The following is a 21,416-nucleotide window of genomic DNA, read 5'->3' on the forward strand; positions in this document are numbered from 1 at the left end:
ATCGTCGACTGGTACATGGAAGGCAAGATCCAGATCGACCCGATGATCACCCACACCATGCCGCTCGAAGACATCAACAAGGGCTTCGAGCTGATGCATGCGGGGGAAAGCATCCGCAGCGTGGTGCTGTATTGAGTGCTGCAGCGAACCGGGAAAACAGGACGAGAAACTGCCTGTCGCGATAGCTCGATCCAAGGCCGATAAGTTCACACTGTCGCTCAGTCTCGCGAACCATAACCGCGGGGCTGAGCGGCCATTTTGCTCCCAATATGTGCTTAGCCGGCTTCCGAGGCGTCTTTCGGCGCATTCAGGCCTCGCGCGATTGCGTCGTCAACGATAACAATCTTGTTAAATATCCAATACTAGGGCACAATTTACGAATGCACCTGAAGTGCGGAGCTGTCTCAAATCCGGCCGTCTCGCGCCGCGTGAGAGCTCGCGTGGGAGGGTCGCGTCGATGGATCAGGGGTTTTTTCTTCTGTTCGCCACGGTGTCCGTGATCGCGGCCGTAATGGTGGTCGTGGCGCGGAATCCGGTTCACAGCGCATTGGCGCTGATGGCCTGTTTCCTGCAGATCTCCGCAATCTTCGTGCTACTCGGGGCGCCGCTGCTCGCGGTCATCCAGATCTTTGTCTATGTCGGCGCGATCATGGTCCTGTTCCTGTTCGTGATCATGATGATCGACGTGCGCGAAGCGGTGTTGCAGCGGTTCTTGCCGGGCGGCAATCTGTCAGCTCTGGTGCTGCTCGTCCTGCTCGGGATTGAGATGCTTGTGCTGGTGCTCCGGAGCGGTCGCTTTTCGGTCACGGAGCCCGTCGCCACGGGCGGCGGCGATCAAATCAGGCAGCTCAGCACGACACTTTTTGCCGACTATCTTCTGCCGTTCGAAGTCGCCTCCGTCATTCTGCTGGCGGCTCTGATCGGCGCCATTGTTCTGGCGCGCAAGGAGTCGGGGTGATGGTTCCGCTCTGGTGGTATATTTTGCTCGGCGTGGTCCTGTTCGTGATCGGAGCGGCAGGCGTGTTGCTTCGGCGCAATATTCTGGTCGTGCTGATGTCGCTGGAGCTGCTGCTCAACTCGGTCAACATCAATTTCATCGCTTTCGGGCGTCAGTACAACGATTTCCGCGGGCAGATTTTCGCGATCTTCGTCATCGCCATCACCGCAGCGGAGGTCGCCGTCGCCCTCGGCATCCTGGTTGCCCTTGTGCGGAACAAATCCACCCTCAAGGTCGACGACGTGACCATGATGAAAGGATAGCGGCTTGGACCCGGTGACATCGATCCGGCCACTGCTTGCCGTCGCCGTCCCCGGCCTGGCGGCCCTGATAATACTGTTTCTGAACAACCGCGAGAAACTTCGCGATCTCGTCTCGCCATTGGCCGCGGTCGTCCTGTTCGCGATTGTTGCCTCGATGGCCCCCACGGTACTCGCGGGCGGGACCGTCGATTTGCGCTTGTTCGAGATTCTGCCGGGGGTCGAGTTCGCTTTCAGGGCCGACGCGCTCGGCATGGTATTCGCCACCATCTCTTCGCTTCTGTGGATCGTGGCCGCGATCTATTCCATCGGCTATATGCGGCACCTGAACGAGCATGCGCAGACCCGGTTCTTCGCCTGCTTCGCCACCAGCCTTGCGGCGGCTGTCGGGGGCGCCTTCGCCGCCAATCTGTTCACGCTGGTCATATTCTACGAGGCGCTCAGCCTCGTTACCTATCCGCTCGTCTATCACCACGAGGACGAAGAGGCATGGAAGGGCGCCCGCAAGTACATCGTCTATTTGGTGGGAGCCTCGAAAAGCATCTTGCTCGCCGCGCTGGCGCTGACCTACTCCATTGCGGGGTCGCTCGATTTTGTGCAAGGGGGGCTGTTGGCGGGCGTCAATGCCTCGGCGGCACTGCTGACGGTGGTCTATTTTTGCTATCTCTTCGGCTTCGCCAAGGCGGCGGTGATGCCGATGCACGCCTGGCTGCCTGCTGCGATGGTGGCGCCGACGCCGGTCAGCGCGCTCTTGCATGCAGTCGCCGTCGTCAAGATGGGCGTATTTTGCCTGCTGCGGGTGGTTTTCCATGTCTTCGGCGTCCGGCTGGTCGGGGAGCTGGGCCTCGGCATCGCCACCGCCTATCTGGTCTCCTTCACGATCCTGATGGCGTCGATCTACGCTCTGACGCGGGACGACCTTAAGGCGAGGCTTGCCTATTCAACCGTTAGCCAGCTCTCCTACATCGTGCTGGGCGCAGTTCTGCTTTCGCCGGTCGCAATGGTCGGCGGGATTATCCACATGGCCGCGCACGCATTCTCGAAGATCACGCTCTTTTTCTGCGCCGGGTCGATCTACTGCGCATCCGGCAAGCGAAACATCAGCGACATGGCGGGCATCGGCCGCCGGCTGCCCTGGACGATGGGCGCGTTTTTCATCGCTTCGCTGAGCATGATCGGGATACCGCCGACGGCGGGCTTCATCAGCAAATGGTATCTGACTATGGGCTCCGTGGAGGCCGGGCAGATCGCGTTCGTGGTCGTGCTCCTGATGAGTTCGGTCCTGAATGCAGCCTATTTCCTGCCGGTCAGCTACGCCGCCTTTTTCGGGACGGAGGCGCAGGAGAGCCCGACAACGACGATCCGTGAAATTCCGATGGTCACGATCCCGCTCGTCGCGACTGCCATCCTGTCGGTGCTGATGGGCATCTTTCCCGGCTATTTCCTCACCCTGGCGGATGGAGTGGTCAAATGATCAAGCATGTCATCCACTTCTTTGGCGACGAAGAATATGCGAGGCCGCGGCGCCGGCTGTTCTATCTGGTGCTCATTCTGATCGTTGCTGCTGACTTTCTGGTCTCCCGGGAAAATGCCGAATATCTGTGGGATCGCGTGCCTGGCTGGTCCGCTGTCTACGGCTTCGTCTCCTGCATAGTGCTCATCTTCGTTTCCAAGTTTCTCGGCCACCGGGTCGGGCTGATGCGGCGCGAGGATTATTATGACTGACTTCGTCCATCCGGCTCTGCTCTTCATACTCGGTGCTCTGCCGATCCCGTTCCTCGGCGGGTCGATCCGCAAGGCCTACCTGCTGCTGATCCCCACGCTCGCGATCCTCGCCGTGCTCACGATGCAGCCCGGCAGCTATGGCGAGGTGCGGTTCATCGGGCAGGAACTCCTGATCGCGAAGGTCGACAAGCTGAGCATCGTCTTTGCCACCGTTTTCACCATCATGGCGCTGATCGGCACGGTCTATGCACTGCACCTGACGGACGCCGGCCAGCATGTGGCGGCCTTCATCTATGTCGGCGGCGCGCTCGGTGTGGTGTTCGCCGGCGACTACCTGACCCTCTACATGTTCTGGGAAGCCATGGCATTCGCTTCTGCCTACCTGGTTTTCGCGCAACGCGGCGGGCCGGCGATCCGGGCGGGGTTCCGGTATCTCATGGTCCATATCACCGGCGGCGTCGTTCTGCTCGGCGGCATCATTCTCCACGGGCTCGCTACCGGCTCGCTGCTCTTTGGCCCAATGGGGCGGGGGCCGATCGAAAGTGGGATGGACGTCGGCGCCTATCTGATCCTCGCCGGTTTCATCCTCAATGCGGCGGTGCCGCCGCTCAACGCCTGGCTGACCGATGCCTATCCGGAGGCGACCGTCACCGGAGCGGTGTTCATGAGCGCCTTCACCACCAAAACCGCAGTCTATGTCCTGGCGCGTGCGTTTCCGGGCACCGAGCTTCTGGTCTGGCTCGGCACCATAATGGCGCTTTACGGCGTCATTTATGCGGTGCTGGAGAATGATTGCCGGCGGCTTCTTGCCTATCACATTGTCAGCCAGGTGGGCTACATGGTGGCGGGGATCGGCATCGGGACCGAGATGGCGGTGAATGGTGCCGCCAGCCATGCCTTCGCGCATATTCTCTACAAGGCGCTGCTCTTCATGGGCGCCGGCGCGGTGATCCACGTCACCGGGCGGCGCAAGCTCACCGAACTCGGCGGGCTCTACAAGACCATGCCATTGACGGTGGCACTCTACATGGTCGGCGCTTTCGCGATCTCGGCATTTCCGTTCTTCTCGGGCTTTGTCACCAAATCGATGGTGATAGCCGCGGCCGGAGAGGATCATCGTGCGCTGGTGGTGCTGGCGCTGACGATGGCATCGTCCGGGACGTTCCTGCATACCGGCCTCAAGCTCCCGTACTACATGTTTTTTGGCACGGATCGGCAACTGGAGGCGCGGGAGCCGCCGCGCAACATGCTGATTGCGATGGCCATGGCGGCGGTGCTGTGTATTGCGATCGGCGTGTTCCCCCAGCCGCTCTATGCGCTTTTGCCCTATCCGGTCGATTTCCAACCCTACACCGGCCTCCATGTCATGGAGAGCCTCGGCCTGCTGATGTTCACTGCCCTGGGATTCGTGCTCTTCCTCAAGGCGCTTGATCCCGAGAACACGATCAGCCTCGATACCGACTGGTTCTATCGCAAAGCAGCGCGCGGTTTCATGTGGCTCGCCGATAAACCTTTCGCGCGCTATGAAAAGGCGGTGAGCGACCTGTCCGAGACCGCGGCGCTGCCCTTCCTGCATGGCGCGGCACGGGCGGGACTGCGGATCGATCTCACCGGCGTCGACGCTGTCGTGAACGGTGTTGCCCGCTCGATCCTGCGTAGCGGCGGGCGGCTGCGGCAGCTCCAAACCGGCGTCGTCACCCATTATGCGCTGGCGATGATCGTCGGCGTGACCGCAGCCATTGTCGTCTTCGCAGTGGCGTGGCGGTAAGGGGGTGCCATGGCATTCCCGCTCCTTACCTTCATCGTATTCACGCCTGCTGTCGGGGCCGCGGTTCTGATGTTTCTGCGCGGCGAAGATGCGGTGCGCTGGGCTGCGCTGGGCGTCACCCTCTTGGATCTCGTTTTCTGCATCGTCATGCTGGCTAGCTTCGACACCACCAGCAGCGCGATGCAGTTCACCGAGACGCGCCCGTGGGTGCCTGCACTAGGGATCACCTATGCGCTCGGAGTCGACGGGATCAGCGTGCTCTTCGTGTTCCTGACCGCCCTCTTGGGTTGGATCTGCGTGCTTGCCTCGTGGGTCGCGATCGACCGCAAGGTCAAGGAGTTCATGATCAGCCTGCTGGTCATGCAGACGCTGATGCTGGGCGTATTCTGCGCGCTCGACCTGTTCTTGTTCTACGTCTTCTGGGAGGCAATGCTGATCCCGATGTACCTGATCATCGGCGTCTGGGGCGGCGAGGGACGGTTCTACGCGGCGTTCAAATTCTTTCTCTATACGTTGGCGGGCAGCCTTCTCTTCCTGATCGGTGTCATCGTGCTCTATCTGCACAGCGGCAAGACTTTCGACATCCTCGCCCTGACAGCGCAGGATTTGCCGTTCCAGGTTCAGTCCTGGCTCTTCTTCGCCTTCCTAGTCGCCTTCGCGGTCAAGGTGCCGATGGTGCCGGCCCACACCTGGTTGCCGGACGCCCATGTGCAGGCACCGACGGCAGGCAGCATCATCCTCGCCGGCGTGCTCCTGAAGATGGGCGCCTACGGATTCCTGCGGTTCTCCCTGCCGATGCTGCCGGCAGCATCGGTCTATTATTCGCCGCTGATGCTCCTGCTTTCGGCGCTTGCGATCGTCTATGGCGGGTTGCTGGCGCTGGCGCAGGACGATCTGAAGAAGCTGGTGGCCTATTCCAGCATCAGCCACATGGGCTTCGTGACGCTCGGGATTTTCGCGCTGAACCTCCGCGGACTCGAGGGCGGCATTCTGCAAATGTTCAATCATGGCGTAACGACGGGCGCGTTGTTCCTCTTCGTCGGCTTGATCTATGAGCGGACCCATACGCGCAGCATTGCGGATTATGGCGGGTTGATGAAGCTAGCGCCCGTCTATACCGCGTTTCTTGCGCTGTTCACCCTGTCGTCGATGGCGCTACCGGGAACGAATTCTTTCGTGGGTGAGCTGTTGGTGCTGTCCGGCGGGTTTGCGGCGAACCTGGCCGCCGGCGCGGCTGCCATTCTGGGTGCTTTGCTGGGGGCGGCCTATCTGCTCGGTATGTATGGGAAAGTCGCACTTGGTCCGCCCAGCGTCGGTTTCCAGTTCAAGGTACGCGACGTGAATGCCCGCGAAATGGTCGCGATCTTGCCGTTGGCAGTCTTCGTGCTTTGGGTCGGGTTCTATCCGAAACCCTTCCTCAGCATCATCGATGGCTCCGTGCAGCATCTGTTGGCGCAGGTGCACGCCAAGGGGAGCGGCCAATGACCAACGCCATGCTCTTTCAGTCGATCCTGGCGAGCATACCCGAGATCGTGGTGGTCACGGGGGCTTGTATCCTGCTGATCCTGGGACAGTTTGTGCGTAAGGAGCAGCAATATCTCCTTGTCTGGGCTTCCATCGCGGTCGTACTGATCGCCGCGATTGCGACGCTCATGCTGGCGGGCGAGGTGCGGCCGGCCTATGCGGGCATGTTCGTCGCCGATCGCTTTTCGGTTTTCTTCAAGCTCGTCTTCTACCTGGCCACCATTCTGACATTCCTCCTTTCGCGAAAATATGCCGACATCGAGGGGATCGAGAACAGCGAATATTATGTTCTGCTGCTCTTTGCGCTTTCGGGAATGATGATCATGGCCTCGGCGACCGATCTTCTGTCGATCTACGTGGGGCTCGAACTGATGGTGCTCTGCACTTATGTGCTGACCGGCTTTATGCGGCGTGAGCGTCGGTCGAACGAAGCGGCGCTGAAATATGTGATCCTTGGCGCGGTCTCGACCGGGATCTTCCTTTACGGCGTTTCCCTGGTCTACGGGCTTACCGGAACGACGCAACTGGACGCGATGGCTGCGGCCGCGAGCGGTCACCCGCTCGATCCAGGATTGCTGCTGGCGGTGGTGTTCATCGTCGCGGGGCTCGTCTTCAAAGTCGGCGCCGTCCCCTTCCATATGTGGCTGCCGGACGTCTATGAGGGCGCGCCGACGACGATCACCGCCTTCATGTCGGTTGGCCCCAAGGCGGCGGGGTTCGCGGTGATCCTGCGCGTGTTCCTCAACCCTCTCGTCGCAGCCTCCGACGTTTGGATCATCGTTGCGGTCATGGCGGTGGCGACGATGGCGCTCGGCAGTTTCGTCGCACTGGTCCAGGATAATTTCAAGCGCCTCCTGGCCTATTCCAGCATCGCCCATGCTGGGTTCGCCATTTTCGGCGTGGTGGCCGGTGGTCCGGATGGCATCGCCAGCGTGATGCTCTACCTGCTGATCTACTCTTTCATGAATCTCGGAATTTTCGGTACCGTCATCATGATGCGGAACGCCGAATTTTCGGGCGAGGCCATCGAAGACTATGCGGGTTTGGCCAAGTCGCATCCCGGGCTTGCGCTGCTGATGCTGCTCTATCTCTTCTCGCTGGCCGGCATCCCGCCGACGGCCGGCTTCTTTGCCAAGTTCTACGTGCTGGTCGCGCTTGTCGAACGAGGTTTCGTCACGCTTGCGGTGATCGCTGTGCTGCTGAGTGCCGTTGCCGCCTACTTCTACATCCGTATCGTCATGGTGATCTATATGCGCGAGCCAGGGCGCGCCTTCGCCCCGGCGCTCACGCCCATGGTGCGCGCCGCGCTCGCCTTTACCGCCGTCGGCACCATCGGTATCGGCCTATTTCCGTCGTGGTTTCTGAGGCTTGCCCAATATTCGGTATTCGGCGGCTGATCGATTGGATTTGCAATGATCGGGCTGACGGAATAAACTCTGAGGTTAGGAAAGGATTGCCCAAGTCGCTTTCCGGGCGACCGCAAAATCGGCCCCAAATGAGGTCCGTCGCCGCCCGAGGAAAGCCCTTAGCTGGGTGATCGGTGCAGTGCGACATGACTGCGATGGAATTCCTGCCGGTTCTTTTTATGGTCGCCGGAGTAGTCCTGGTGGCGATGGTGACGTTGTTTGTTTCCTCGCTGCTGCGTCCGTCCAATCCCTATCTGGCGAAGAACATGCCCTATGAATGCGGCATGGACGCAGCCGGCGAGGCCGCCGGTGGCCGTTTCAGGGTGCCGTTTTTCATTCTCGCGATCCTGCTGGTCGTCTTCGATGTCGAGGCGATGTTCCTCTTTCCCTGGGCTGTCGTCCTCAAAGAGATCGGGCTGGTCGGCTATGTCGAGATGTTCGTCTTTATGGTGCTGCTGCTTGTCGGCTTCGCCTATGCCTGGCTGAAAGGAGCGCTGGAATGGGAGGCGTAAACAATGCAATCCGCGACAGCGTTCTGTTCACCACAGCCGACAGCATCATCAGCTGGAGCCGGAGATCGGCGCTGTGGCCCGAGACCTTCGGCATTGCCTGTTGCGCCATCGAGATGATTTCGGCGGGCTGCGCTCGCTATGATCTCGACCGCTTCGGCGTGGTGTTCCGGCCTTCGCCGCGGCAGTCCGACGTGATGATCATCGCCGGCACCGTGACCCGGAAATTCGCGCCTGTCGTGCGCCGGCTTTATGATCAGATGCCGGAACCACGTTGGGTGATCGCCATGGGCACCTGCGCTATTTCGGGCGGGGTCTATAACACCTACGCCGTGGTGCAAGGCTCGGAAACCTTCGTGCCCGTCGACGTGCATGTGCCCGGTTGTCCGCCGCGGCCTGAGGCGCTGATGCACGGCTTTCTCCTGCTTCAAGAGAAGATCAAGAGGTCCCGAGCGTTGGCGGGGACGCCTCTCGACCGGGTTGCGACGTCATGAGCGCGGAGCAGTCTTTCGATCGCGATCTAATCATGGAGCGGTTCGGGGGAGCAATCGAGGACCTCGGCGTCGCACACGGTATTCATGCCTTTGCTGTCCCGCCCCCTATGATCGTCGAGTTCTGCCGGTTTCTGAAAGAACATCCGACGCTGCAGTTCAATTTCCTCTCGGACATCTGCGGGGTCGATCATTACCCCGAAACGCCGCGGTTCGAGGCGGTGTACCACCTCTATTCGCTTCCCAACAGATGGCGGGTTCGCATCAAGTGCCGGCTCGGGGATCCCCCGCGGGTTCCCTCGGTCACGGGAGTATGGCGCACGGCCAACTGGCATGAGCGCGAAGCCTGGGACATGTACGGCATCGGGTTCGACGGACATCCCGATCTGCGCCGAATCTACATGTGGGAGGGCTTTCAGGGCTTTCCCCAGCGCAAGGATTTCCCCCTGCGCGGCTACAAGGACAAATTGAATCCCTTCGGTGCCGAAGGTCCGCCGCCAACACAGCCTGACCTCGCCACCAGGGACATTCCGCAGGGAGGCCGTTCTACGCCGGAAAGTTGAGATGACTGAAGTCACCGAGCTCAGCAGGCCGGAAGGCGAAGCGCTTAATACCAAGGAAGTGCTTCTCAATCTCGGCCCGCAGCACCCCAGCACTCACGGGGTTCTTCGGCTCGTCCTCCAGCTGGATGGCGAGTATGTCGAGCGCGTGGACCCGCATATCGGCTACCTCCACCGCGGCACCGAAAAACTGGCGGAGAGCTTCACCTACACTCAGATTTTCCCGCTGACGGACCGGCTCGACTATCTCTGCCCGCCTTCGAACAATCTGGCCTTTGCACTGGCGGTGGAGAAACTCCTCGGCATAGAGGCGCCGCCGCGGGCGCAATATATCCGCGTGATGATGGCCGAGCTGGCGCGGATATCCGGCCATCTCCTGATCACTGGCGCGTTGCCGATGGACCTGGGCGCCATGACCGCGCTCCTTTATGCCATGCGCGAGCGCGAAATGATCATGGACCTGATGGAAATGATTACCGGCGCGCGCATGCACACCTCTTTTTGCAGGGTTGGCGGGGTGCGCGAAGATCTGCCTGATGGTTTCCTTCCCAAGATCAGGGAGTTCTGCGACATCTTCCCGAACCGGATTCGCGACTATGAGCGATTGCTCGAAGATAACAGGGTGTTCCTGAAGCGCACGCGAGGAATAGGCGTGATCTCCGCCGAGGACGCCATCGATCTCGGCCTGAGCGGCCCAAACCTGCGTGCTTGCGGAGTCGACTGGGACATCCGTCGCGACGAGCCCTACGAGATTTATGACCGGCTCGATTTCAACGTCATAACCCGCAACGAGGGCGATTGCTACGCGCGCTGGCAATGCCGGGTCGACGAGATGCGCGAAAGCCTCCGGATTATCGAACAATGCATCGAGCAGATGCCCGAGGGACGGTTCCTGATCGACATGCCGACAATCGCCTTCCCGCTGGACAAGGATCGGGTGCACTGCTCGATGGAGGCGCTCATCCAGCATTTCGACCTGTCGGCCTACGGCTTTAACGTGCCGAAGGGTGAGGTCTATTCGGCGATCGAAGCGCCAAAGGGCGAGCTCGGCTTCTACATCATCAGCGATGGGTCGCCAAAGCCGTTCCGCATGAAGGTGCGGGCACCCTCGTTCGTCAACCTTCAGGGACTTTTCGGGGTCACTAATGCTCGCTACCTGGCGGACATGATCGCCGTGCTCGGCAGCCTCGACCCCGTGATGGCGGAGGTGGACAAGTAGCAGGGGATTTGGACGCGATGACCATGCGCGAAAAGATCGAAGAAGCCGCAGTGCGCTATCCCGACCGGCGCTCGGCGATCATGCCCGCGCTTCTGATCGCGCAGAGGGAACATGGCCATCTGCCCGGCCCGGTGCTCGAAGAGGTCGCCGATATTCTTGGAGTCGAGCGGATCTGGGTTTACGAACTTGCGACCTTCTACACCCATTTCCATACCGAGCCGGTGGGGACGTTCCACCTGCAGCTTTGCGACAACGTCTCCTGCATGCTGTGCGGATCCGAGGCCCTGCTGAGGCATATGGAGGATGTCCTCGGGATCAAGAAGGGCGGCACGACGGCGGATGGGTTGTTCACGCTTTCGACCGTCGAATGCCTCGGTGCCTGCGAGATGGCTCCGGTGATGCAGGTCGGAGACGATTACAACGGCGAGCTCGATGTCACGCGGATAGACGCGCTCTTGAACAGCCTCCGCGCGACAGCGGCGCGTGAAACGAACGTTGATCATGCCTCTGTCCAGTCGCCGGGAGAGTAGCGCTATGTTCGAGCCGGTTCTTCTCAAAAACATCGATGTTGCCGACGGCCGCTCGCTGTCGAATTATGAGGCCGGCGGGGGTTACCAGGCGTTGGCGAAGGTGCTGCGCGAGTACACACCGGACGAGGTCATCGACCTCGTCAAACGGTCCAACCTGCGCGGTCGCGGCGGCGCCGGATTTCCGACGGGCATGAAGTGGAGTTTCGTGCCGAAGCAAGCCGGCAGGCCGAAATATCTGTGCTGCAACGCCGATGAGGGCGAGCCGGGTACCTTCAAGGACCGGATCATCATGGAGCGCGACCCGCACCAGCTCATCGAAGGGCTGGCAGTCAGCGCCTATGCGATTGGAGCCGAAACCGCCTACGTCTATGTCCGCGGAGAATATGTGATGGCGATACGTCACCTCGAGCGGGCGATCGCCGAGGCTCATGAAAAGCACTATCTGGGAAGGAGCGTCCTGGGCTCGGACTTTAATTTCGCGATACACATCCATTGCGGCGCCGGCGCCTATATCTGCGGCGAGGAGACTGCCATGCTCGAGTCGCTCGAAGGCAAGCGGGCGCAGCCGCGATTGAAACCGCCATTTCCGGCCGTGGCCGGGCTCTATGCCAGCCCGACCGTGATCAACAATGTCGAGACGCTCGTTTGCGTGCCGCATATCATTTTGCGGGGGCCGGACTGGTTTCGAGGTATCGGGCCGGACAAGAGCCCCGGACCGAAGCTTTATTGCCTCAGCGGGCAGGTGCGCGGACCTGGCCTCTACGAGTTGCCGATGGGCATACCACTGCGCGAGCTGGTCGAGGACTACGCCGGTGGCGCGCTGCCGGGGCGGAAGATCAAGGCGGTTATCCCCGGCGGGGTTTCCGCGCCGGTGATTCCGGAGCGCGGTCTGGACGTGGGAATGGACTTCGACTCGCTCGCCGCTGTCGGCTCGATGCTCGGCTCGGCCGGGGTGATCGTGATCGATGACTCTACCTGCATGGTCAAGGTCGCCACCCGGATCATTGAGTTCTTCCACCATGAGTCCTGCGGCAAGTGTACGCCCTGCCGCGAGGGGCTGGACTGGGTCGTGAAAGTGCTGCACCGGATCGAAGCAGGGCAAGGCGCGCCGGGCGATCTGGACCAGCTCAAGGCGCTCTGCAAAGGCATTTTCGGCAATACCTTCTGTGCTCTGGGCGACGGTGCGGCCATGGGGCTGAGGGCGGCGCTGGAGCATTTCGAACCCGAATTCGTCACCCATATCGAGGAGCACCGATGCCCCTTCCACTGAATAGTGCTTTGGGTGAGAGGTGTGAGGAAGCCATGGTTAGCATCACGATCGACAAACAAACGCTGGAAGTTGAGGCTGGCTCGACAGTGCTGCAGGCCGCCCAGCGTTTGGGCATCGACATACCGACCTTCTGCTATCTGAAGCGCCTGCCGGCGCTGGCCTCCTGCCGCATGTGTCTGGTGGAGATCGAGGGGTTGCGGCGGCTGCAGCCCTCCTGCGCCACCCAGGTCACTGATGGCATGGTGGTGCGGACGAACACGCCGCAGATCGAGGAAACGCGCTCCTCCATGCTCGACATGCTGCTTGCCAACCACCCGCTTGATTGCCCGATCTGCGACAAGGGCGGCGAATGCGAGCTTCAGGACATGGTGATGGCCTACGGCCCGCGTGAAAGCCGGTTCCGCGACGACAAACGTGTGTTCCACTCCAAGGATATCCGCCTCAGCCCGGTGATCATCATGAACGTCAACCGCTGCATCCAGTGCCAGCGCTGCGTCCGGATGTGTGAGGAGGTTGTCGGTGCGGTCGCGCTCGGCACCGTCGAAAAAGGGATGGACACGGCCGTCACCGGCTTCGAGGGCAGCCTCGCAAGTTGCGATCAGTGCGGCAATTGCGTCGAGGTCTGCCCGGTCGGCGCGCTGATGAGTTTCCCTTATCGCTATAAGGCGCGGCCCTGGGATCTGATCGAGACGGACACGATTTGCCCGCATTGCGGCACCGGCTGCCAGTTGACGGTGGGCACGCGCAAGGGCGAGTTCATGCGGGTACGCTCGAAATGGGACGAGGGGGTCAATCACGAAACGCTCTGCGCGCGGGGACGCTTCGGCCTCGATTTCGTCGCGAGCCGGGACCGGATCAAGCGGCCGATGATCCGTCGTGACGGGGCGCTGGTGCCCGTTTCCTGGGACGAAGCAGGGGACTATCTGCGCCGGCGCTTGTCTGCCGTCGAGAGCAAGGCTGCTGGCGGGCTGGCGTCGCCGCGCTTGCCGAACGAGGTGCTTTATCAATTCCAGAAGCTGATGCGGACGCTATTCCGGACCAACAACATCGACTGCTCGACGCGCTGGTCCACGCCCTTCGATGTACTCGGTCCGTTGGCGGCAAGCTTCTACAGCCGCACACCGCTCGAAGACGTCATCGGCAGCGACTGCGTGCTCATCGTTGGCGGCAACGTTACTGAAGAGAACCCGGTCACCGAATATCTGCTGCGGGACGGCGCGCGGCGGCGGCATACCGCTTTGCTCATGCTTTCGGCGCGGCCATCCCGTCTGGACGCCGATGCCCGCGCGGTCGTTCGTGTCCCGCCGGGCGGAGAAGCGGCAAGCCTGGCAGCGGTGGTAGCTGAGCTCGTGGCGGCCGATCAGACCTTGCGGAGCGACGTCTTGGCCGGCATCAGTGCAAAAATCGGCAGGCCTGCGGAGAGCGCCGGCGGTGACGGGCTGGATCGTCTGGCGTCCGCGCTCAGGGAGGGTCGCAGCGTCACCGTGCTTGTCAGCGTCGACCTCTTGAGATTGCCGGAAGCGCGGGCGACGCTGCAGCAGCTCAACAATCTACTGCAGGTTCTGCGCCTGCTCGGCAAAGGCCCTGCAATGCAGTTCCTCTTCGACCGCGCCAACCAGATGGGCGCCTGGGACATGGGGGTTCTGCCGGCGGCCTTGCCGGGATTGCAGGCGGTCGACGACGATGAGGCGCGCGCAACTCTTGCACGGCATTGGCGTGCCGAAATACCGTCTGAACCCGGCGCGGGTCTCGACGCCATGCTGGAACTCTGCGTCGGCGGACAGATGGGCATGCTCTACGTCGCCGGTACCGACCCTTTGGTCGCCTATCACGACAGGGATTTTGTAGCCCGGGCACTTGGCGCCGCCGACCTCCTGATTGTGCAGGACACTTTCTTCACGGATACGGTGGGCCTGGCGGAAGTCGTCCTGCCCGCGGCAGGTTACGGCGAGGAATCCGGCACCTTCACTAACAATGAAGGCCGGATCCAAAATCTCCGCAAATTCCGCGAACCCGTATTCGAGGCGCGAGGCAACCTGGCGATCTTCGACTTCGTCGCCGCACTTCGCGACCAAGCACTGCAGCGTTCGACGCAAGGCGAAGTTTTTGCCGAGATTACCAAGCTGGTCCCCGCCTATCAGGGTTTGACGCAGGAGCAGCTCGGCGCCGATGGCGCCTTCACCAAGTCGGTCCCGACGCCGCCGTCCGGCGCTTTCTTCGAGCCGCCATCTGCCCCGAACGTGGCCGGCCCGCTCATGCTGGTCACCGGTAACGGCTTGTTCCACAACGGATATCTCTCCGAACGCTCGGAGATCCTGAATACGATCGCGGATGATCCCTATGTCGAAATGAGCGGGGATGATGCTGCCCAACTTGGTCTTTCGGATGGCGATCAGGTGATCGTGCGATCCGCTCAGGGCGAACTAACGGCGAAGCTTAGAGTCAACAGACGTTTTCCCAGGGGCCTCGTGTTTGTTCCCGAAAACTACAGAACGTTGCGTCTCAACATGCTGATGCGGCGGGGCGAATACCCATGTCCGGTGAACGTACAAAGGGTCCACGCAGCCTCCGAGAGCGGTTTAGCTTTTCATGGAAGCGCAGAGCCGCTCTAATCTGATCGCGCGAACTCGAACGACTAACCGGGTTTGCGTTTCAATCTCCCCGGAATTCCCTCTGCTTCTTCACATCTTGCCCGTAGTGAGCGGTTCCCTATATCCGCGCGATTTCGAGCAGCTTGGAACGTCGCAGGAGTTCGCACGTTCTCACTTCGAAGTTTTGCGGTGCCAAACAGAATGATATCCAAATCTCACCTCAAGTCGCTTCGCCCGTGCCTTTCGGCGATGCTCGCTGGCGGCATCTTTTTCCTGTGCTCTGAGGCGTTTGCGGCTGAAAGCACAAAGGCGGGTGGGGCATCCGAGGGCTTGTTTCTTATTCAGATTATCATCCTGGTGATCGTCGGCCGGTTGCTTGGCGAACTTATGGTGCGGATTGGCCAGCCGTCGATCATGGGCCAGATTCTTGGAGGCGTCCTGCTTGGTCCTTCAATGTTGGGGACGGTTCTGCCTGACCTCCAACAGCAGCTTTTCCCACCGGCGGGAGCACAAAACAACATGACGGAGGCCGTGGCGCAGCTGGGCATCCTTTTCCTGCTGCTGCTTGCGGGGATGGAAACCGACCTCGGCCTGGCGAAGCGCCTGAAGAGCGCCGCTCTTGCCGTATCGTTGACCGGTATCGCTATCCCATTCGCCTGCGGCTTTATATTGGGGGAACTCGTTCCGGATAGCGTTCTTCCCTATCCCGAAAAGCGACTGGTGACATCGCTCTTCCTCGGAACAGCGCTTTCCATTTCCTCTGTCAAGATCGTAGCATCGGTCGTCCGAGAGATGGACTTCATGCGGCGTAACATCGGTCAGTTGATCGTGGCGTCCGCAATTATCGACGATACAGTCGGTTGGGTCGTCATCGCAGTCACCTTCAGCCTGGCCCAGCGCGGCACGGTAGATTTTAAGACCCTCACGATGAGCGTGGTCGGGACGTTCGCTTTCATGGCCTTCAGCTTCACGATCGGGCGGCGGTTGGTTTTCGAGGCAATCCGGTTGACCAACGATAAATTTCGCAGTGATCTCCCCGTCCTCAGCGCCATCATCGCCATTATGGGCGGTATGGCCATCATCACCGATCTGATTGGCGTCCATACCGTGCTGGGCGCGTTTGTGGCCGGAATATTGGTAGGAGAATCGCCGATCCTTACGCGCCAGATCGACGGACAACTCCGCGCTTTGACGACAGCTCTCTTCATGCCGGTATTTTTCGGCCTCACCGGATTGAAGACCGATCTGAGCGTTCTTGGCAATCCGACCACCCTCATGCTCGCCATCGGCCTTGTCGTCATCGCGAGCGTCGGCAAATTCGGCGGCGCATTTGTTGGTGCGAAGCTCGGCGGCTACTCGAACGCCGAAGCGATGGCCCTTGGCAGCGGCATGAACGCTCGAGGATCCACGGAGGTCATCGTTGTCTCGATCGGCCTTTCGGTGGGTGTCCTAGACGAGAAACTGTTCTCGATCATTGTGGCAATGGCGGTTGTCACGACAATGGCAATGCCACCGTCTTTGCGGTGGGCGCTCGCGCGCCTGCCGATGCGTGCGGATGAGCGCGAACGCCTCGAACAGGAGAAGTTCGAGGAGAGCAGCTTTCTTGGAAATTTTGAAAGAATCATGCTGGCGGTCGACATAACGCCGAGCAGCAATCTCGCGGCGCGGATCGTCGGCCACTTTGCTGCCGAGCGGAAAATGCCTGTGACGGTTCTCAATATCGAAGCCGATGCGGGCCAACAACAGCGGCCGCAGGCTGGTCCATTGGAGACGACGGCGGCTGAGGCGGGAACGAAGGCCGTCGCGGACCGCGTAACGTCAACTGCAGATGAGGCGATCAACTCGGAGGGAGGCACGGGACGGACGACGCAAGGTGACATTCACGTCAATACGAAATTGAAAGACAGCGATTTGGCGAAGGTTCTGGGGGAGGGCTCCGAGCAGGGCCACGACCTTTTGTTCATCGGCGTGGAGCCAGTCTCGGGCGTAAACGGCGGTTTCGACGATCGGCTTTCATTGATGGCTTCCGCCTTCAAAGGCACCGTTGCCATCGTCTCGTCTCGGGGCCGAAGCATACCTCAAGACGACAAGAACATGCGCATATTGGTGCCGATAAGCGGCACGCAGCGCTCGATCAGGGCCGCGGAATTCGCCTTCCTCATCGCTAAGGTAACGGGATGTTCGATCTCAGTCTTGTATATCGAAGAGGCGATGCAAGCTCATAGGCATCAACGGTTGAGCGACAGCCGATACAGTTATCTCGAAGCGTTCGAAAAAATTGACGAAATTGCACGCTTTAATAGCGTCACCGTGGAGAAGATCGTTCAGGAGGGGAGCTCTCCGGAGCTTTCGATTCTCAGTCAATCCCGCAAGGGACGTTATGATCTAATTGTGCTCGGTGTTTCGAGGCGGGCAGGCCCGCGCTTGTCTTACGGTCGCATTCCCGACACACTTGCCGAGGCGGCCGACCGTTCTTTCATCTTCGTTGAGACCGAGTGACGGATAGAGGCTGGTCTGAAAAAGCTTGAACCGCCGGATGGGGATGTTGTCTCGACCAAACCCGTCAAACGGCCGGTGCGTTGATCGCAAGCTGCGCGGCGAAAGCCCGGATATAAGCGGGCCGAGCCTCCCCGCGAGCGACATAGGCAGCCAGGTTTTGATATTCGTCCAGAATGCCTGACATTCTTAGTCGCAGCAGCACTGATACCATCAATAAATCGCCGACGCTGAACGCACCGTCGAGCCAGTCGGCGACGCCTAAGTGAGCCGAGAGTTTGTCCAGCCGAGCGCGAACACGGTCCTTTACCAACGGCAAGCGCTCCTCGCTCCAAGACTTGTCACTTTCGAATATTTTTGCCGTCGACAATTCGAGGATCGGCGGCTCGACGGTGTTAAGTGCGGCAAACATCCACGTGATCGCGCGTGCCCGGGCATCGCGATCCTTCGGCAGCAAGCCCGCATGCTGCTCAGCAAGATGAAAGACGATCGAGCCGGTCTCGAACAGCGAGAGAGAGCCCTCCTCATAGGTAGGGATCTGGCCGAAGGGGTGGATGGCCAGATGATGAGGCCCCTTCATCTCTGCGAAGGAAAGTAGACGAACCTCATAGGGCTGCCCCACTTCTTCGAGCGCCCAGCGAACGCGCGTATCGCGCGCCAGTCCCTTGCCGCCATCGGGCGATCGTTCAAATGCTGTGATGGTGATTGTCATCGCCGTTTCCTTGCTTGGGCGAATTACTTCGCCTTCCTATCGCGAGGACGAATGGGCAGCCCGGAAAACGACATCGGCCTTGCACTATTTTCATTGCAGGCCGCCGATCGCGAATGCCCGCGACACGATCCCTGCGATTTCGCCCGAATCGATCGCAATCACAATGTCGAAGAACGGGGAACAATGGCGGGTCTGACGGCTTAGTTTTTCCTGGGAGGAATTCTTCCGGATATTCGACCAGAACGAACTCGCCTTTCTCTATCAGGACTAGACGGAAAGCGGCGGCACTAGCCGGTTCACGAAAGTCGTCAACCGCCACTGACCGCTCCCGCCATTCGGAGCGAGAATCGGACCATGGTACGAGGCTTCAATCAGGGAAGCGGTCAAAGGAAGCGATCACCCCAGACATTGAAAGGAGAATGCCATGGCTTTGACATTGATCAGCAAGGCCTTTGCGCCGGATCAGCCGATCCCCAGGAAATATGCACGGGCGGGCGAGAACCTCTTTCCGCCGCTTGCCTGGAGCGGGGCTCCCGATGGAACCAGGAGCTTTGCTCTGGTTATTGAGGATCCCGATGCTCCCAGCGGCACTTTTCGCCATTGCGGTATTGCCAACATCCCGGCGCAATGGACCGCTCTTACCGAAAACGCCGATACGGCGCCGGATCGGGCGCCGCGGTTCTACAAGAACGATTTCGGCAACGCTCGTTACGACGGCCCGCAACCGCCCCGCGGGGATCGTCCTCATCACTACATTTTCCGCCTTGTCGCCGTTGATGTCCCGAGGCTTTCGATCCCGGATGCCGCCGGCATAAGCGCGATGTGGGCGGAGGCGAAAAAGCACGCGCTGGCGGAGGCGAGCGTCACCGGCACGTACCAGACGCAGTAACCGAGGAAAATGACAAAACAAGATAGCCGGCTCTGGCACCGCAGGGGCTAGCACTTTCACGTCGTCATGGAAATAAACATAGACGTCGCGGCCACGGGCCGCGCGGATGAACCGCACATCATAGGCGCCACCGTCAAGGTCAATCATCATGACGATTCAATTTCGCTAGGCACCTCAAGGCTTGCGATGACAAACAGCATGCCCGGCGATTGGTGACGCCTAGACAAAAGACCCTCGATCTTCAAAATCAATCCGCACCATCTGCAGGACCGCACATCTAGTGATAGCGGGTCCCGGCAATGTATTCGTGCAGCGCCTCCTCGTTGCGCAGGGATTCCTCAAGCCGGTGCTTGACCACGTCGCCGATACTCACCACGCCGATGGGGGTGCTGCCATCCATGACCAGCACATGGCGCGTACGCCGTCTGGTCATGATCGCCATCACATAGGGCAGCAAATCGTCTGTCGAACAGGTCGCCACATTGCGGTTCATGATGTCGGCGACCCGCATCAAGGGTGCGTCGGTCCCGTATTCTGCCACGGCGTTGCAGCAGTCCCTCTCCGACAGCGTGCCCAGGCATTCTCCGGGCCTGCGGCCGACGACGACGAAGCCGATGTTATTTTCCCGAAATAGCCGCAGGACCTCGACCATCGGCCGATCCGGCCTGATCGAGATGAGTTCGGGAGATTTGTCCTTCAAGATCTGGCAAACATGCATCTGAGCCTCCTGTCTGCACACTCCGGCTGTACGGCAGGCGCGTTCACGTTCGCCGGATATTCCGCCACCAGTTGTAACCCTGCGGCTCGCTCGTTTCGATCAGAACGCCCTGTTCGGTGTTCAGACGCGCAGCGACCACGCCGCCGCCGGTTATAGCCTTGCCCGGCTTGCCGAGCAGATCCTCGCGCCCGATCACTAGGTCACGGGATGAATAACTCGAGAATTCGTACTGCTGGCCAAGCGCGATCGCGTCCGCGGGACAGGCGTCTTCGCACAACCCGCAGAACAGGCACCGGGCCGTATCGATCTCGAATTTTGCCGGGTGACGTTTGCCCTTCTCATCTTCGTAAGGAATGACTTCGATGCAGTCGCAGGGACAAATCCGCGCGCAGAGTTCGCAGGCCACGCATTTGATCTCGCCCTCATCGTCGCGCTTAAGGAAGTGGTGCCCGCGGTAACGGGAGTAGGGCAGCCATTTTTCCTTGTCGGGATATTGCATGGTCACAGATCTGGAGAACATGTAGCCGGAGGTCAGAGCCAAGGCTTTCGCGAGATCGGCGAAGAATGCCCAGCCGATCCATGTTCCAAGTCTGTCTTGTGCGCGCGACATTGTCGCCTCGCTGCGGAGCCACTGTGGCCCCTAAAGGAAAGCAATACCGGTTAGGATTATGTTCGCGATCGATAGAGGAAGCAAGACTTTCCATCCGATCGCCATCAGCTGGTCGTAGCGGTAGCGGGGGAAAGTGAAGCGGAACAACATGAACAAATAGACGAAGAACGCGACCTTCAGTAGAAACCAGAGGATCGGCGGCAGTGGGATTAATATACCGTTCCAGCCGCCGAAGAACAGGATCACCACCAGCACCGACATCAGCAACATGATCGCATATTCGCTGACCATGAAGAACGCAAAGCGGATACCGCTGTATTCGGTATGGAAGCCGGCCCCCAGATCGCCTTCCGCTTCCGCCAGGTCGAACGGAATACGTTGCGCTTCTGCCAGTCCGGCGACGAAGAACACGAAGAAGCCGATCGGCTGATAGACGATATTCCAGACATGAGATTGTGCTCGGACAATCTCGAGCAGACTCATGGACTGCGCCAGCATCACCACGCCAATGACCGAGAACCCCATCGGGATCTCGTAGCTGATCATCTGCGCGCAGGTCCTGAGGCTGCCCAGAACGGCATATTTGCTGTTAGCGGCCCAGCCGCCGAAGATGACGCCGTAAACCTCGATCCCGATCACCGCGAAGATGAAAAGGATCGCCACATTCATGTTGGAAACGTGGAGCGAGATGTCGGTGCCAAGGACCGAGACATTTTCGCCGAAGGGGACCGCGACGAACACCACAAAGGGTGGCACGAGCGCCAGAATCGGCGCCAGTTTGAACAGGAAGCGGTCCGCCTCTGCCGGAATATGATCTTCCTTGGTGAGGAGCTTGATCCCGTCCGCCATCGGCTGTAGCAGTCCGTGCCAACCCACGCGCATAGGCCCCATCCGCTGCTGCATGTGTCCGGCGATCTTGCGTTCCAACCAGGTCAGCGGCAAGGGCAGCAGCAGGAGGATCGCAATCAGAAATGCGACCTTGAAGACGATGAGGCCAAGGGCGACAATAAGTTCCATGATCCGCGGCTACTTGTTCACGGGTTGAAACGTGCGACCGGAATTCGGTTCCTTCTCTGCATTGGGCACTCTGCACACTTGTCGCTTACAGAGTACAACGGCGACGCACCTCATACAATGCCAT

The 21,416-nt window shown here is 60.2% G+C and carries 20 protein-coding genes and 1 pseudogene; 17 read left to right on the top strand and 4 right to left on the bottom strand.

Annotation, left to right across the window (positions count from 1 at the left end; genetic code table 11):
• The 16 genes and pseudogenes from PY649_RS27430 to PY649_RS27505 form a co-directional block, all read left to right on the top strand.
• Positions 1-135, top strand: a pseudogene (locus PY649_RS27430) (S-(hydroxymethyl)glutathione dehydrogenase); the annotation flags it as partial.
• A gap of 322 nt (positions 136-457) precedes the next feature.
• Positions 458-958, top strand: a complete 501-nt coding sequence (locus PY649_RS27435; RefSeq protein ID WP_285872034.1) for an NADH-quinone oxidoreductase subunit J family protein — start codon at positions 458-460, stop codon at positions 956-958.
• On the top strand, positions 958-1,260 hold the full coding sequence (gene nuoK / locus PY649_RS27440; RefSeq protein WP_285872035.1) for an NADH-quinone oxidoreductase subunit NuoK: 303 nt from the start codon (positions 958-960) through the stop codon (positions 1,258-1,260). The genes PY649_RS27435 and nuoK overlap by 1 nt, the downstream gene beginning before the upstream one ends.
• Positions 1,261-1,264: 4 nt before the next feature.
• Positions 1,265-2,731: a monovalent cation/H+ antiporter subunit D family protein gene (locus tag PY649_RS27445; RefSeq protein WP_285872037.1), complete on the top strand. Its 1,467-nt coding sequence runs from the start codon at positions 1,265-1,267 to the stop codon at positions 2,729-2,731.
• Positions 2,728-2,982, top strand: a complete 255-nt coding sequence (locus PY649_RS27450; RefSeq protein WP_285872038.1) for a hypothetical protein — start codon at positions 2,728-2,730, stop codon at positions 2,980-2,982. Before PY649_RS27445 ends, PY649_RS27450 begins: the two co-directional genes overlap by 4 nt.
• Entirely contained in the window at positions 2,975-4,750 is a 1,776-nt protein-coding gene (locus PY649_RS27455) for a Na(+)/H(+) antiporter subunit D (protein WP_285872039.1), read from the top strand. The genes PY649_RS27450 and PY649_RS27455 overlap by 8 nt, the downstream gene beginning before the upstream one ends.
• Before the next feature lie 9 nt (positions 4,751-4,759).
• Positions 4,760-6,235 (top strand): NADH-quinone oxidoreductase subunit M, encoded by a 1,476-nt coding sequence (locus PY649_RS27460; RefSeq protein ID WP_285872040.1) that lies wholly within the window; start codon positions 4,760-4,762, stop codon positions 6,233-6,235.
• Complete coding sequence (locus PY649_RS27465) at positions 6,232-7,671, top strand: NADH-quinone oxidoreductase subunit N (RefSeq protein WP_285872041.1); 1,440 nt, start codon at positions 6,232-6,234, stop codon at positions 7,669-7,671. Before PY649_RS27460 ends, PY649_RS27465 begins: the two co-directional genes overlap by 4 nt.
• A 155-nt stretch (positions 7,672-7,826) precedes the next feature.
• Positions 7,827-8,192, top strand: a complete 366-nt coding sequence (locus tag PY649_RS27470; protein ID WP_285872042.1) for an NADH-quinone oxidoreductase subunit A — start codon at positions 7,827-7,829, stop codon at positions 8,190-8,192.
• Entirely contained in the window at positions 8,180-8,683 is a 504-nt protein-coding gene (locus PY649_RS27475; protein WP_104827771.1) for a NuoB/complex I 20 kDa subunit family protein, read from the top strand. Before PY649_RS27470 ends, PY649_RS27475 begins: the two co-directional genes overlap by 13 nt.
• Entirely contained in the window at positions 8,680-9,243 is a 564-nt protein-coding gene (locus tag PY649_RS27480) for an NADH-quinone oxidoreductase subunit C (protein WP_285872043.1), read from the top strand. Before PY649_RS27475 ends, PY649_RS27480 begins: the two co-directional genes overlap by 4 nt.
• Before the next feature lies 1 nt (position 9,244).
• Positions 9,245-10,459: an NADH dehydrogenase (quinone) subunit D gene (gene nuoD, locus PY649_RS27485; protein ID WP_285872044.1), complete on the top strand. Its 1,215-nt coding sequence runs from the start codon at positions 9,245-9,247 to the stop codon at positions 10,457-10,459.
• A 17-nt stretch (positions 10,460-10,476) separates the two neighbouring features.
• Positions 10,477-10,989: an NADH-quinone oxidoreductase subunit NuoE gene (gene nuoE, locus PY649_RS27490; RefSeq protein WP_285872045.1), complete on the top strand. Its 513-nt coding sequence runs from the start codon at positions 10,477-10,479 to the stop codon at positions 10,987-10,989.
• Between the two features lie 4 nt (positions 10,990-10,993).
• Entirely contained in the window at positions 10,994-12,259 is a 1,266-nt protein-coding gene (gene nuoF, locus PY649_RS27495; protein WP_285872046.1) for an NADH-quinone oxidoreductase subunit NuoF, read from the top strand.
• 32 nt (positions 12,260-12,291) lie between these two features.
• Positions 12,292-14,871 (top strand): NADH-quinone oxidoreductase subunit NuoG, encoded by a 2,580-nt coding sequence (gene nuoG / locus PY649_RS27500; protein WP_285872047.1) that lies wholly within the window; start codon positions 12,292-12,294, stop codon positions 14,869-14,871.
• 180 nt (positions 14,872-15,051) lie between these two features.
• Positions 15,052-17,349 carry a cation:proton antiporter domain-containing protein gene (locus tag PY649_RS27505; RefSeq protein ID WP_285872048.1) on the top strand — a complete coding sequence of 766 codons (2,298 nt, stop codon included), beginning with the start codon at positions 15,052-15,054 and terminating at the stop codon, positions 17,347-17,349.
• 64 nt (positions 17,350-17,413) lie between these two features.
• Here PY649_RS27505 and PY649_RS27510 read toward each other — a convergent pair whose 3' ends face one another.
• Positions 17,414-18,058, bottom strand: coding sequence for a glutathione S-transferase family protein (locus tag PY649_RS27510; RefSeq protein ID WP_285872050.1), 645 nt, complete (start codon positions 18,056-18,058; stop codon positions 17,414-17,416).
• A gap of 424 nt (positions 18,059-18,482) precedes the next feature.
• Between PY649_RS27510 and PY649_RS27515 the strand changes: the two genes are divergently transcribed.
• On the top strand, positions 18,483-18,947 hold the full coding sequence (locus PY649_RS27515) for a YbhB/YbcL family Raf kinase inhibitor-like protein (protein ID WP_285872052.1): 465 nt from the start codon (positions 18,483-18,485) through the stop codon (positions 18,945-18,947).
• Positions 18,948-19,224: 277 nt separating this feature from the next.
• Here the strand turns inward: PY649_RS27515 and PY649_RS27520 are convergent, their stop codons facing one another.
• Genes PY649_RS27520 through nuoH form a run of 3 tightly spaced genes read right to left on the bottom strand, consistent with a single transcriptional unit; the run spans position 19,225 to position 21,292 of the window.
• Positions 19,225-19,665 carry a CBS domain-containing protein gene (locus PY649_RS27520; RefSeq protein ID WP_285872053.1) on the bottom strand — a complete coding sequence of 147 codons (441 nt, stop codon included), beginning with the start codon at positions 19,663-19,665 and terminating at the stop codon, positions 19,225-19,227.
• 43 nt (positions 19,666-19,708) lie between these two features.
• Positions 19,709-20,275 (bottom strand): NADH-quinone oxidoreductase subunit I, encoded by a 567-nt coding sequence (locus PY649_RS27525; protein WP_285872055.1) that lies wholly within the window; start codon positions 20,273-20,275, stop codon positions 19,709-19,711.
• A gap of 30 nt (positions 20,276-20,305) precedes the next feature.
• Positions 20,306-21,292: an NADH-quinone oxidoreductase subunit NuoH gene (gene nuoH, locus PY649_RS27530; protein ID WP_285872056.1), complete on the bottom strand. Its 987-nt coding sequence runs from the start codon at positions 21,290-21,292 to the stop codon at positions 20,306-20,308.
• Between the last annotated feature and the right edge of the window lie 124 nt (positions 21,293-21,416).

It is taken from the genome of Rhizobium mayense, from assembly GCF_030272705.1.
GTDB classification, from domain to species: domain Bacteria; phylum Pseudomonadota; class Alphaproteobacteria; order Rhizobiales; family Rhizobiaceae; genus Rhizobium; species Rhizobium mayense.

Coding starts and splice junctions, on each gene's coding strand:
- PY649_RS27455 (WP_285872039.1), top strand. CDS start 2,975: ATGACTGACTTCGTCCATCCGGCTCTGCTCTTCATACTCGGTGCTCTG.
- nuoD (WP_285872044.1), top strand. CDS start 9,245: ATGACTGAAGTCACCGAGCTCAGCAGGCCGGAAGGCGAAGCGCTTAAT.
- nuoF (WP_285872046.1), top strand. CDS start 10,994: ATGTTCGAGCCGGTTCTTCTCAAAAACATCGATGTTGCCGACGGCCGC.
- nuoG (WP_285872047.1), top strand. CDS start 12,292: ATGGTTAGCATCACGATCGACAAACAAACGCTGGAAGTTGAGGCTGGC.
- nuoH (WP_285872056.1), bottom strand. CDS start 21,292: ATGGAACTTATTGTCGCCCTTGGCCTCATCGTCTTCAAGGTCGCATTT.
- PY649_RS27460 (WP_285872040.1), top strand. CDS start 4,760: ATGGCATTCCCGCTCCTTACCTTCATCGTATTCACGCCTGCTGTCGGG.
- PY649_RS27435 (WP_285872034.1), top strand. CDS start 458: ATGGATCAGGGGTTTTTTCTTCTGTTCGCCACGGTGTCCGTGATCGCG.
- PY649_RS27515 (WP_285872052.1), top strand. CDS start 18,483: ATGGCTTTGACATTGATCAGCAAGGCCTTTGCGCCGGATCAGCCGATC.
- PY649_RS27505 (WP_285872048.1), top strand. CDS start 15,052: ATGATATCCAAATCTCACCTCAAGTCGCTTCGCCCGTGCCTTTCGGCG.
- PY649_RS27470 (WP_285872042.1), top strand. CDS start 7,827: ATGACTGCGATGGAATTCCTGCCGGTTCTTTTTATGGTCGCCGGAGTA.
- nuoK (WP_285872035.1), top strand. CDS start 958: ATGGTTCCGCTCTGGTGGTATATTTTGCTCGGCGTGGTCCTGTTCGTG.
- PY649_RS27465 (WP_285872041.1), top strand. CDS start 6,232: ATGACCAACGCCATGCTCTTTCAGTCGATCCTGGCGAGCATACCCGAG.
- PY649_RS27480 (WP_285872043.1), top strand. CDS start 8,680: ATGAGCGCGGAGCAGTCTTTCGATCGCGATCTAATCATGGAGCGGTTC.
- PY649_RS27450 (WP_285872038.1), top strand. CDS start 2,728: ATGATCAAGCATGTCATCCACTTCTTTGGCGACGAAGAATATGCGAGG.
- PY649_RS27510 (WP_285872050.1), bottom strand. CDS start 18,058: ATGACAATCACCATCACAGCATTTGAACGATCGCCCGATGGCGGCAAG.
- nuoE (WP_285872045.1), top strand. CDS start 10,477: ATGACCATGCGCGAAAAGATCGAAGAAGCCGCAGTGCGCTATCCCGAC.
- PY649_RS27520 (WP_285872053.1), bottom strand. CDS start 19,665: ATGCATGTTTGCCAGATCTTGAAGGACAAATCTCCCGAACTCATCTCG.
- PY649_RS27475 (WP_104827771.1), top strand. CDS start 8,180: ATGGGAGGCGTAAACAATGCAATCCGCGACAGCGTTCTGTTCACCACA.
- PY649_RS27525 (WP_285872055.1), bottom strand. CDS start 20,275: ATGTCGCGCGCACAAGACAGACTTGGAACATGGATCGGCTGGGCATTC.